Below are 11628 nucleotides of genomic sequence, written 5' to 3'. Positions count from 1 at the left end.
ACCTGCCGTCCCGGACCTGCCCGGCCCTGCCGTCCCGGACCTGCCCGGCCCTGCCGTCCCGGACCTGCCCGGCCCTGCCGTCCCGGACCTGCCCGGCCCTGCCGTCCCGGACCTGCCCGGCCTGGTCGCGTTCGGCGAACTGCTCGCCTTCGAGCGGATGGCCGTCGACGCCCGGCTCGCCCCCGACCTGCGCCGCCGGGCGGCCCTGAGCGAGATGGCCGCCGCCGAGATCGGCAACTACCGTCGGCTGGCCGACCGGCTCGCCGCGCTCGGCGTGCTCCCCGACGACGCGATGGCGCCGTACGTCGCGCCGCTGCAGGCGTACCACGACTCGACCGAGCCGCGGGACTGGGCGGAGGCGGTGACCAAGGCGTACGTGGGCGACGCCATCACCGACGACTTCATCCGGGAGATCGCCGCAGCCCTGGCCGAGCCGGACCGCCAGCTCGTCCTCGACGTGGTGCACGACTCCGCGTACGCCGACTTCGCCGTCGCCGAGATCCGGGCCGCCATCGCGGCCGACCCGAAGGTGGCCGGCCGGCTCTCGATGTGGGCGCGGCGGCTGGTCGGGGAGGCCCTGTCGCAGGCCGGTCGGGTCGCCGCCGACCGGGGCGCGCTGACCGCCCTCATCGCCGGCAGCGACCGGGTGGACGTGCAGGGACTGTTCCGGCGGCTGACCGAGGTGCACACCACGCGGATGGCCGCCGCCGGGCTGAACAACTGACGCGCGAGCCCGACGACTGACGCACCGGCACACGGAGTGCCGGACGAGTCGGCGTGCCGGGCCGGGTCGGCGGGGTCCGCGACGGGCGACGACGTCACCCGTCGCGGGCTGCCGACCGGGTCAGCGGACGGTGAAACCGACCGCCCGCGGCGACGCCTCGGCGATCTCGACGTAGGCGACCTTGTTGACCGGCACGATCACCCGCCGGCCCTTCTCGTCGGTCAGGGAGAGCGTGCCCTCGTCCTTGGCCATGGCGTCGGTCACGATCTGCTCGATCTCGGCCGGCGACTGCGCGCTCTCCAGCACCAGCTCGCGGGGCGCGTACTGCACGCCGATCTTGACCTCCACAGTGCCTCCTCGTTCGGGCGAAAGAGCCGCCGAGGGGAAGGCTATCCGATCTCGCGCCCCGATGCTCAGGCTGACTCACCTTGCAGCGGGAAGCTGGCGATGCCCCGCCAGGAGAGTGCGGCGACCAACGCCTCCGCCTCCGCCTTGGGCACCTGCCGGCCGCCGGCCAGCCAGAACTGCGCGGCGGTCTCGGCCGCCCCGACCAGGCCGGAGGCGAGCAGCTCGGCGTGTGCCCGGCTGACCCCGGTGTCGGAGATGATGGTGTCGGTGATGGCCGCGATGCAGCCCTGCTCGACCCGCTCGGTGCGCTGCCGGACCGCCGGGTCGTTGCGCAGGTCGGACTCGAAGACGAGGCGGAACGCCTCGCTCTCGTGGTCGACGAAGTCGAAGTATGCGCGCACCGACGCGCCGACCCGCTCCTTGTTGTCGTTGGTGCCGCGCATGGCCTCGTCGACCTTCGCGAGGATCGCGTCGCAGTGCGTGTCCAGCAGCGCGAGGTAGAGGTCCATCTTGCCGGGGAAGTGCTGGTAGAGCACGGGCTTGGAGACTCCCGCCCGTTCGGCGATGTCGTCCATCGCCGCCGCGTGGTAGCCCTGGGCGACGAACACCTCCTGCGCGGCGGCGAGCAGTTGCTTGCGGCGCGCCGAACGGGGCAGGCGGGTGGGCCGGCCGGCTGTCTGTGCACCGTTCCCCACAGCGGTCATGGGAACCTCCGAGTTTCTTCGTACGAGCCGGCATTTCACCCGAACCGGTCTGGGCTCATGGCCCGTCGCGGAATTGGCCCGCCGCTGTAACTTATCGCCACTGTCACCACACGGTAGCCTCAGCGGGGGCGACCAAGGAGCGCGCGGTGAGTGAAACAGGGCAACCCGGTGCCGCCACCCCGGGAGAGCACGGCGACGGGACAGGTCAGCAGGACGACCTGGGCCGGGCCGGCAGCGGGTGGGCGCCCTCGGCGGCCGGATGGTCCCGGGGCCAGGAGATTTCCGGGGCCCGCGAGCAGGGCTCAGCGTGGGGTCCGCCCGACCCGGGTCTCGGCTGGGCCGCCTCCTCACCCCGGCACGGCGACCTGCCGTCGCCGCTGCCCGGTCCGCCGGCCGCACCCGAGCCGCCGGCCCGGGCCAACGGTCACCACGTCAACGGCGTCAGCCACGCCGACGACGCGGCAGCCGGCCGCCAGGCCCCGGTGAGCGCCCCGCCCGGCATCCTCGGCGAGCAGCGCCGCGACCCGGGAGGTGACCGGCTGGTGGTGCCCGCGCAGCGGCCGGCGCCCGCGGCCGAGGAGCCGTCGGGCCCGCAGCACGGGCTCGCCGAGCCCGAGACCGGCCCCGCCCGGCACTCCTCCGCGGACCCGTCGGCCGGCCGCCAGCCGCGCTGGGCCGACCCCGGCCTGCCGACCTCGGCCCCGCCGGCCATGCAGGTCCCGCCCGTCGGCACGGCGGCCAGCGGCTTCGAGGTGCCGCCCGGCTTCCACGCGCCGACCGTCGACCGCTCCACCGAGGAGCCCTCCCCGGCCGCCGGTGCCCCCGGCTGGGCCGACCCGTTCCCGCCGGAGCCGCCGTCCCCCGCCCCCCGGCGCCCGTTCCCGCCGGCCGGCGAGCGCCCGCCCGCGCCCGAGGCGTCGACGGGCGACCGGCCGGCGACCGGCGACCGGCTCTCCGGCGTCGACCGCGCGCTCGGCGCGGAGCGCGCCTTCCGGCAGGAGTACGGCTCCGACCGTGGCCCGGTCGCCGGGCAGGACCCCGCCGAGCAGGCCGGCGGCTCGGGTGCCACCGGCCCCGACCGCGTGCCGGGCGTCGAGCAGGTGGCCGCGGAGCACGCGCCGGGCGCCGACCGTGGGCCCGGCGCCGGCCGGGAACCGGGCGACTCCCGCGCGCCCGCCGCCGAACGGCCACCGGCGACCGAGCCGGACTGGTCCGGCCCGAACTGGAACCGGCCGAGTTGGGGCGGCGGTTGGGCGCCCCCCTGGTCCCGTGAGGAAAGCGAGCCGGCCGGCCGCCGGGCCTGGGACGAGCCCGCCGCCACCGGCCGCCGGTCCCGGGCGGAGGACGAGCCGGCCGGCCGCCGGGCACGCGAGGAGGACGAGCCCGTGGGCCGCCGGTCCCGCGAGGACCGGGCGTCGGGCTGGACCGCCGAGCCGCACCGACCCTACGAGCCGCCGCGCGCCGAGCCGCCCGGCCGGTCCTACGAGGTCGGCCGGACCGAGTCCGCGCCGCGCCCGGCGTACGAGACGCCGGCCGAACCCGCCGACGGGGCGGCGTCGCCCGCGGCCGACCGGTCCCTCCCGGTCCCGGCCGAGCGGCCCGCCTGGGCGGGCGGGGGGCCGTCCGGCGCGCCCGCGAGTGCGCCCCCGGCTGCGTACGACCTGGCCGGCACGGCGGAGGGCACCACTCCCGCGCCGGCCGGGGACGAGACCGCGGGCCCGACGGTCCGGCCGTTCCGGCTCCGGCCGGTGAGCGAGGAACGGCCCCCGGCATCGCCGGAGGCGTCGGGCGGCCCGCAGGCCGCCGCCGGTCCCGCCGCCGCGGCCACCACGAGCGGAACCGGGCGACGTGACCGCACCCCGTCCGCGCCCGCCCCGACGAGCGCACCTCCCTACGCGGCCCGCCGATCCGCCGCCGAACCGGCGTCGACGGCTGAGTCGGCCGGCGACGACCGGCTCCCGGACCGCCCGTCGGCGGTGTTGCCGCAGCGCGTCCCCGCCGAACCGGACGTGCCCGTCGTGCCGGAGCCGCCAGCCGTGGAGCCACCCGCCGAAACCCCGGAACTCGCCCGCATCGCCACCCATCTGCGCCGCGACGACGAGCCCGCACCGCTGCGGGAGCGGCCGGAGGGCTTCGACGTCAACGCGATCCTCGACGCCGTACGCGGGGTGGCCGGGGTTCGCGACGCGGCCCTGCGCCGCACCCCGGCCGGCGCGCACAGCCTGCGGCTCGACCTGGCCGACGGGGCCGACCCGGCCGAGGTGAGCCGGCTGGTCGCCCGCCTGCTCCAGGAGCGGATGGGGCTCGCCGCCGCCCCGCGGAACGTGCCCGGCATGCCGGCCGCCCCGGCCCCGCCGGTGCGCCGCCGGTCGGCCGAGCCGCGCGCCGCCGAGACCAGGTCGCCGGGCTCCGCCGGGCCGCCGGCCGCCGAGACCCGGGTGCCCCGCAGCCGCGCGGCCGGCAGCCCGACCGATGCCGCGCAGGCCCGTGCCGAGCAGCGTCCCGAGCCGGCGCCGGAGCCCCCGCGTCGACGCCGGCAGTCCGCCGCCCCGCACCGGGGCCGGGCCACCGTGGAGGAGCCGGGCTCGGTGTCGGCCGCCCCGGCCGGGACCCCCACCGGCAGCCCGGCGACCGTCGGCACGTCGTACTCGGGCGGGCAGGTGACGACGACGGAGTCCGCGCCGTCCCGGCCGTTGGACACCGGCGGCGCGGCCGGTCCCCGGGTGGTGATCGACCACGTCCAGGTGAGCACCTTCGGGCTCGACGCCACCGTGGAGGTGCGCCTCGTCGCTGGCGGGGCGAGCGCCGCCGGCTACTCGACGGGACCGGCGGTCGACGGGTACGTGCTGCGGCTCTGCGCGGTGGCCGCCGCGGCGGCGGTGGACGAGCTGCTCCGCGGCGGGGATCCCGGGCCGGAGCGGGGCCGCTGCTTCGTGGAGCACGCCGCGGTGGTGCCGTTCGGCAACTGCGAGGTGGCCACGGTCGTGGTGCTGCTCGTCTGCGACGGCTGGGTCGAGCAGCTCGTCGGCTCCGCGCTGGTCGCCGGCGATCCCCGGCAGGCGGTCGTCCGGGCCACCCTGGCCGCGGTCAACCGCCGGATCGAGGCGCTGCTGGCCTGAGCGCGGGGGTGCGGTCCGACGCGCCGGGGAAAGCGGCGCGCGGGCCGCAGGCGTGGTCCGAACGCTGCCGAGCGCCGCAGGCGCGGTTCGACGCGCTGCCGGGCGGGGCGGGCACGGGCAGACTGGAGGGATGAAGCGCGCCACCCTCTGGCCGGACCATCTCCTCCCCGAGCACTCCGTCCCGCCGCCCTGGCCGGGGCGCGAGGTGCGCCTCGACGGCACCGTGACGTACGTCCGGGACACCCCGGCCACCGCCCCCGGCGCGCAGCCGGCGCTCTACGTCCACGGCCTGGGCGGCTCGTCGCAGAACTGGACCGACCTGGCCGGCCTGCTCGCCGACCGCCTCGACGGGCAGGCCATCGACCTGCCCGGGTTCGGCCGCAGCGAGCCGGGGCGCCGCTACACCGTCCCGGCCTTCGCGGAGCGGGTGATCCGGTGGATCGAGCACTCCGGCCGGGGGCCCGTGCACCTGTTCGGGAACTCGCTGGGCGGGGCGATCTCGGTGCAGGTGGCGGGGCTGCGGCCGGATCTGGTTCGGACCCTGACCCTGATCTCGCCGGCTCTGCCGTTCCTCGACTTCCGGCGCTCGTTGCAGGGTCGGATGCTGCCGCTGCTGGCGATCCCCCGGGGCGAGCGCCTGGCCGCCCGGCAACTGGCCAAGCTCGCCCCCGAAGTGATGGCCCAGCAGGTCATGGAGGCGTGCATCGGCGACCTGAGCCGGATCAGCGAGCAGCGCCGGCAGGAGGCGCTGGAGGAGATCCGGGTGCGCTACGAGGCCGAGCACTACGCCGCCGCGTACGTCCGGACGTTCCGCGGCCTGGTCTCCAGTTTCCTGCGGTCGTACCTGCCGGGGTCGGGGTCGCTGTGGCGGCTGGCCGGTGTGGTCCGGGCGCCCACGCTGGTCATCGGAGGGCGGCACGACCGGCTGGTGGACGTCCGGGTGGCGCCGCAGGCCGCGCGGGTCGTCCCGGACAGCCGCCTGCTGATGCTCGACGGCGTCGGGCACGTGGCGCAACTGGAGGTGCCGCGCCTGGTCGCCCGTGCCGTGCTGGGCCTGCTCGCCGAAACGGGGGACACCGCGAAGCGGTCCGACATGGCAGGCTGACCGGGATGTCCTCCGCCCGCCGCCGCCCCGCCCCGCCCCCGACCCGGGGCCATCGGGCCGCAGCCTCCGCCGGCGGGCGTAGGCACTCCACGGGCCGGGCGCCGGCCGCCGCCCAGGGCCCGGACCTGTGCCGTCCCCGGCACCGCCGGCCGGCCCGCCGGCGTCGCCTCGTCGAGCTGGTCGCACTCCTCCTCGCGGTTGGCGCGGCGGTGGCTGTGGTCGCCGACCGGCGGGGCGCCGACGTCGACGCGGAGGTGCTCACCGCCGAGGAACTGGCCCCCGCGCCGGCGGTCGCGCCGGTGTCCGCCTCGCCGGTCCCGGCGTCGCCCGCCGCCGCCACCATGCCCCCGCCGCCGGTGCTGCGGCTGCCCGGGCCGGTGCCGTCGGCGGGCCGGGGCAGCTTCGGCTACGACGACCGGGTGCGCCCGGTGCTGGGGGAGGCCGGCAGGCTGCACCGCTACCGGGTCGCCGTGGAGTCGGGCTCCGCCGAGGACGCGGGCGAGTTCGCGGCCGCTGTCGAGGAGGCGCTCACCGGGCCGGGGAGCTGGGTCGACGGCGGGCTGCGGTTGCAGCAGGTACGCGCGGACGACCGGCACGACTTCACGGTCTACCTGGCCACCGCCGCCACGGCGGGCCGGATGTGCGCGGCGGGCGGGGTCGACATCCGGGTGGGCGGGCGGCCGTACACGTCGTGCCGGGCGCCCGGCAAGGTGATCATCAACCTGGACCGTTGGCGGCTGTCGGTGCCGCACTACGTGAGCGCCCGCGTGCCGCTCTCGGTCTACCGGACGTACGTGGTTAACCACGAGGTCGGGCACCAGTTGGGGCACCGGCACGAGCGCTGCCCGGGCAGGGGCCGCCCGGCGCCGGTGATGATGCAGCAGACGCTCTTCCTCAACGGCTGCGTCGCCAATGCCTGGCCGTACCGCGACGGTCGGCGTTACGCCGGGCCGCCGCTCTAGCCGCCGCCGGCCGGACAGCGGGGCAGGAGCGCGCCGCCGGCTACGGCCTGAACTAGCCGTAGCCGGAATCGCGGCAAAAGCGCGGAAATGCCCAGATCGGCGTGGGACGCTCAGGTCATGACGTCGTCGTCCCCTTGCGACCCGCCTGGTCCGCCGACCCACCGTCCGTCGCCGTCGCCGCGACCCCTGTCCCGGGACCGCCGCCTGCCGGCCCTGCTCCGGGACCGGCGCGCCCTCGGGATCGGTCTGGCCCTGCTGCTCGCGGCGTCCGCCGTGGTGACGCTGGCCCCCCGGCCCGGCGGGCAGGCCGGCGAGCCGTCCACGGGTGATCCGGGCCGGGCGGCGTACGGGGCGGCGGCGGGCGAGCACGAGCAGCGCCCCACCCACACCCCCTACCCGCGGGAGGGCACGGGCAGCTTCGTCGCCGCGACCGGGGACTCCCCGGTGCGGGGCACCGACGGGCCGGTCCGGCGCTACCGGGTGGCCGTGGAGTCGGGCACCGGCCAGGACGTCGCCGCCTTCGCCGCCACCGTCGACGAGGTGCTGGGCGACCCGCGCGGCTGGACCGCCTCGGAGGAGTTCCGGATGCAGCGGGTGGCCGAGGCGGACGACGCCGACTTCACCGTCTACCTCGCCACCCCGGACACCTCGGAGCGGATGTGCGCGGAGGGCGGGCTGAGTACCGAGGGCTACACCTCCTGCCGGCTCCCCGGTCAGGTGATCATCAACCTCGCCCGCTGGCTGGAGGCCGTCCCGGACTACGGGGCGCCGCTGGAGATCTACCGCGCCTACGTGGTCAACCACGAGGTGGGCCACGAGTTCGGCGAGGAACACCAGGCCTGCCCGGCCCCGGGCGAGCCGGCTCCGGTGATGCAACAGCAGACGTACGGACTGGACGGCTGCGTCGCCAACGCCTGGCCCTACGTCGACGGCTCGCGCTACGAGGGCAAGCTGGTCCCCGGGATCTGAATATTCCCGCTCCCGCAGTTCGGGCGACGTGTCCCTCCTCATGGCCGACCGGCCCCACGACGGGCGACAATGGCTCGGTTCGCCATCAGCCGATCCCGGGGAGTCCACCGTGTCGTTGCCCCCGCTCGTCGAGCCCGCCGCCGAGCTGACCGTTGACGAGATCCGCCGCTACTCGCGCCACCTGATCATTCCGGACGTCGGGGTCGAGGGGCAGAAGCGGCTGAAGAACGCCCGGGTGCTCTGCGTCGGCGCCGGCGGTCTCGGCTCGCCGGCCCTGATGTACCTGGCCGCCGCGGGCGTCGGCACCCTCGGCATCATCGACTTCGACACCGTCGACGAGTCCAACCTCCAGCGCCAGATCATCCACGGCGTCTCCGACGTCGGCCGCTCCAAGGCCGAGTCGGCCGCGGCGTCGGTCCGGGAGATCAATCCGCTGGTCGACGTGGAGATCCACAACACCGCGCTGGACCGGGACAACGTCCGCGACATCTTCTCCCGGTACGACCTGATCGTCGACGGCACGGACAACTTCGCCACCCGATACATGGTCAACGACGCGGCGGTGCTGCTCGGCAAGCCGTACGTCTGGGGGTCGATCTACCGCTTCGACGGCCAGGCGTCGGTGTTCTGGGCCGAGCACGGCCCCTGCTACCGCTGCCTCTACCCGGAGCCCCCGCCGCCCGGCATGGTCCCCTCCTGCGCCGAGGGCGGCGTGCTCGGCGTGCTCTGCGCCTCGATCGGCTCGATCCAGGTCAACGAGGCGATCAAGCTGCTCGCCGGCATCGGGGAGCCGCTCGTCGGCCGGCTGATGGTCTACGACGCCCTGGAGATGAGCTACCGCAAGATCAAGGTCCGCAAGGACCCGAACTGCGTGCTCTGCGGCGAGAACCCGACGGTCACCGACCTGCTGGAGGACTACGAGGACTTCTGCGGCGCGGTGTCGGTGGAGGCGCAGGAGGCGGTGGTCGACTCGACCATCACCGCGCTGGAGCTCAAGGAGTGGCAGGACGCCGGCAAGGACATCTTCCTCGTCGACGTCCGCGAGCCGGCCGAGTACGAGATCGTCCGGATCCCCGGCGCGACGCTGATCCCCAAGGGGGAGATCATCTCGGGCGAGGCGCTGGCCAAGCTGCCGCAGGACCGGCAGGTCGTGCTGCACTGCAAGTCCGGGGTCCGCTCCGCGGAGGCGCTCGCCGCGCTCAAGGCGGCCGGCTTCCGCGACGCGGTGCACGTGCAGGGCGGCGTGCTCTCCTGGATCAAGCAGATCGACCCGTCACTGCCCGCGTACTGACCGGTCGCACCAGAGGCCCTTCCGCCCGTGCGGGAGGGCCTCTGTGCCGTGCCGCCAGCCCCGGCACCGGACCCGGTCCGCGCGTCGCGCCGGTCGACGGTGGCTGCCCGGTGGACCCGGCCGAGCCGTTTCCCGGAGGCGGGACCGACTTTTCGCAGGTAGCGTGTCCGCCGTGATCGACATGGACGCCGCGATCGGCTTCGTCGTGGCGCACGGGGACGCGGTGGACCGCGCCCGTCTCTCCCGGTTGCGCACCGGCGCGCCGGTGCCGGTGGAGCTGCTCGACGAGGCCGAGGCCGGGCAGGCGCCCGGCGGTGGCTGGCCGGCAGTGCTCGGCGGCGAGGTCGCCTCGGTCGACGCGACCTGCTTCCGCCTCGCCGAGCTGGACGACCTCGGCGCGCTCGGCCGTCCCGCCGCCCGGCACGCGCTGGACTGGCTCGCCGCCCGGCAACTGCCCGACGGTGGCTGGGAGGAGGACCCGCGGCTGGCCGGCCTGGCTCCGGAGTGGGCCCGCCCCGGTGACCCGGAGGCCCGGCTCTACCTGACCGCCAACGCCGGCTACTGGCTGACCGTCGCCGGGCTCGACGCGCGGGCCGCCGGCCCGCTGGACCACCGGGTCGGTGGGGCGTACGCCGGGGTGGTGCAGGCGGCGGCGCACGCGCTGGCCACGGCGCTCGCCCCCGACGGCAGTTGGCCGTCCTTCCTGCCGGCCGGGTGGCTGAGCGCGGCGGTGCTGCACCGGCAGCAGATGTACGACGAGTCGGCGCGTATCCAGGCGGTGCTGGCCGAGCGGGTGCCGAAGATGTCCCCGGCCGACGTGGCGTGGCTGGCCGCCACGCTGCGCCGGGTCGAGGTGGGCGAGGAGCAGTGGTTGCTGGTGTCCGCCCGCAGGCGGCTCGCCGAGACCCAGCGCAGCGACGGCGGCTGGGACAGCGACGACGGACACCAGTTCGACGTGCACACCACGCTGACCGCGATCCGGGCCTGCCGCCCGGCGGTCACTTCAGCTGGCTGATCACCAGCGGCCACCAGCCGTCGGGGGTGAACGCGGCCGGGTCGATGCTCTCCAGCACCATCCGCAGCTCCTCCGCCCGTTCGGCCCGGCCCGGCTTGCCCTCGTCAGCCTCGACGAAGAGCGCGAACTGGTAGAGGAACTCGACGAAGGCGCGGAAGTGGGTGTTCACCGGCTGCACGTCCTGCTGCTCCAGGTCGAACTGGAGGATCTCCCCGGTGCGCGGGTCGAGCACGTAGAGCAGGTCGGTGTTGTCGGCCACCGCGCCGACCACGATCAGCCGGATGTCCAGCGAGCCGTCCTCGGTGGTCAGCTGGATGGTGTCGTACAGCTCGATGTCGCCTTCGAGGAAGGCGGTGAAGACCACCGCCACGTCGAGCGGGATCTCGTCGCCGTCGGGAAGCATCTCGGGGGTGAAACCCCCCTCCAGCCACGCCTCGCGCGGGTACGGGATGAGCTCGTCCTCGTTCCACAACGCGGTGAACCGGGGATCAGCAGCCATGACGGTCCTTCGCGGGGTCGACGGGTGGGTCAGGAGGAAAGGCCGGCGGCGATCAGCAGCCGCCGCCAGTTGTCGGCGTACTCGCCGGCGTGCCGGCCCTTGCGCAGCCGCAGCTCGACGGCGGCGGGACCGAAGACGGCGGCCGTCAGCTCCGGGTAGCGGGGGCCGAGCACGTACTCGTCGAAGAACGTGGCGACATCGGGGGCGATGACGGTGAACTCGACGTCCTCGTCGGGGTGCTCGTACTGGTAGACGTAGGCGCTGGACTCCATGTAGTAGACGTCCAGGTCTTCCCGGTCGAGGTAGATCGGGTCGCCGCCGCGGATCTCGGTGCGGGGGCCGGCGGGGACGCTGTCCATCTCGTAGCCGACGATCAGCGGGCTGCCCATCGGGTCGTTCGGGTTGACCTCGGCCTCCTCCCACGCCTGCGGGGTGAGGATCTCCTTCGGCGCGTGGAACCGGAAGTCGTCGCCCTCGATGCGCCGGAAGAGGCTGTAGACCTCGGCGACGCCGGGCAGGTCCGCGATCGGCTCCAGCGGCGCCGGTCCCTCGATGCGCACGCCGAAGCCGTGCTCGGCCTCCACCCGGGTGAGCAGCGCCAACTTCTCGGCGATCCGGGCGAGGACGGCGGGGTCCGGCTGGGTCATGGCACGACCTTCACGATGACCGGGGTGCCCGGGGGCACGTCGCGCAACGCCACGGGGAGATCTCTCGGCCGATCTCGCGGTTGGTCCAGGCGTCCATCAGCCTGAGGTTAGCGTGTTCGTCCTTTCCGTCGAGTTGCAGCTCGTGGACGTGGTCCGGGTCGAGTCCCTGGCCCCGGGCGCTGACCGGCCCCCGGCCGCCGTAGAGGCGGTCGACGAGGTCCTTGTTGGCGAGGTACCGGTTGGTC

11 protein-coding genes are annotated in these 11628 nt (G+C 75.6%); 7 read left to right on the top strand and 4 right to left on the bottom strand.

The window, feature by feature from the left end:
- Nucleotides 1-16 precede the first annotated feature (16 nt).
- The gene (locus AB0G14_RS01725; RefSeq protein ID WP_357692792.1) at nt 17-724 is read left to right on the top strand and encodes a ferritin-like fold-containing protein; all 708 of its coding nucleotides are present in this window, start codon (nt 17-19) and stop codon (nt 722-724) included.
- A 120-nt stretch (nt 725-844) separates the two neighbouring features.
- On the opposite strand, the gene AB0G14_RS01720 is transcribed toward AB0G14_RS01725, so the two are convergent.
- Together AB0G14_RS01720 and AB0G14_RS01715 are read right to left on the bottom strand one after the other, a co-directional pair.
- Nucleotides 845-1072 (bottom strand): DUF3107 domain-containing protein, encoded by a 228-nt coding sequence (locus AB0G14_RS01720; protein ID WP_091102353.1) that lies wholly within the window; start codon nt 1070-1072, stop codon nt 845-847.
- A 65-nt stretch (nt 1073-1137) separates the two neighbouring features.
- On the bottom strand, nt 1138-1776 hold the full coding sequence (locus AB0G14_RS01715; protein WP_357692665.1) for a TetR/AcrR family transcriptional regulator: 639 nt from the start codon (nt 1774-1776) through the stop codon (nt 1138-1140).
- A gap of 752 nt (nt 1777-2528) precedes the next feature.
- On the opposite strand from AB0G14_RS01715, the gene AB0G14_RS01710 reads away from it, so the two are divergent.
- From AB0G14_RS01710 to AB0G14_RS01685, 6 genes are all read left to right on the top strand, one after another.
- Nucleotides 2529-4895 (top strand): hypothetical protein, encoded by a 2367-nt coding sequence (locus tag AB0G14_RS01710; protein ID WP_357692790.1) that lies wholly within the window; start codon nt 2529-2531, stop codon nt 4893-4895.
- Nucleotides 4896-5025: 130 nt separating this feature from the next.
- The gene (locus AB0G14_RS01705) at nt 5026-6000 is read left to right on the top strand and encodes an alpha/beta hydrolase (RefSeq protein WP_357692663.1); all 975 of its coding nucleotides are present in this window, start codon (nt 5026-5028) and stop codon (nt 5998-6000) included.
- Between the two features lie 5 nt (nt 6001-6005).
- Nucleotides 6006-6962, top strand: coding sequence for a DUF3152 domain-containing protein (locus AB0G14_RS01700; protein ID WP_357692661.1), 957 nt, complete (start codon nt 6006-6008; stop codon nt 6960-6962).
- A gap of 117 nt (nt 6963-7079) precedes the next feature.
- Nucleotides 7080-7931, top strand: coding sequence for a DUF3152 domain-containing protein (locus AB0G14_RS01695; protein WP_357692659.1), 852 nt, complete (start codon nt 7080-7082; stop codon nt 7929-7931).
- 109 nt (nt 7932-8040) lie between these two features.
- Complete coding sequence (gene moeZ / locus AB0G14_RS01690; protein WP_357692657.1) at nt 8041-9222, top strand: adenylyltransferase/sulfurtransferase MoeZ; 1182 nt, start codon at nt 8041-8043, stop codon at nt 9220-9222.
- A gap of 181 nt (nt 9223-9403) precedes the next feature.
- Nucleotides 9404-10237, top strand: coding sequence for a prenyltransferase/squalene oxidase repeat-containing protein (locus AB0G14_RS01685; RefSeq protein ID WP_357692788.1), 834 nt, complete (start codon nt 9404-9406; stop codon nt 10235-10237).
- On the opposite strand, the gene AB0G14_RS01680 is transcribed toward AB0G14_RS01685, so the two are convergent.
- Nucleotides 10221-10736, bottom strand: a complete 516-nt coding sequence (locus tag AB0G14_RS01680) for an SUKH-4 family immunity protein (RefSeq protein ID WP_357692655.1) — start codon at nt 10734-10736, stop codon at nt 10221-10223. The two genes, AB0G14_RS01685 and AB0G14_RS01680, sit on opposite strands and share 17 nt — an antisense overlap.
- A 29-nt stretch (nt 10737-10765) precedes the next feature.
- The gene (locus AB0G14_RS01675; RefSeq protein ID WP_357692653.1) at nt 10766-11383 is read right to left on the bottom strand and encodes a hypothetical protein; all 618 of its coding nucleotides are present in this window, start codon (nt 11381-11383) and stop codon (nt 10766-10768) included.
- Between the last annotated feature and the right edge of the window lie 245 nt (nt 11384-11628).

This window comes from Micromonospora sp. NPDC023814 (assembly GCF_040639595.1).
Lineage (GTDB): Bacteria > Actinomycetota > Actinomycetes > Mycobacteriales > Micromonosporaceae > Micromonospora.
The sequence above is the reverse complement of the archived record's forward strand: the minus strand, read 5'-3'. Positions and strand labels throughout refer to the sequence as shown.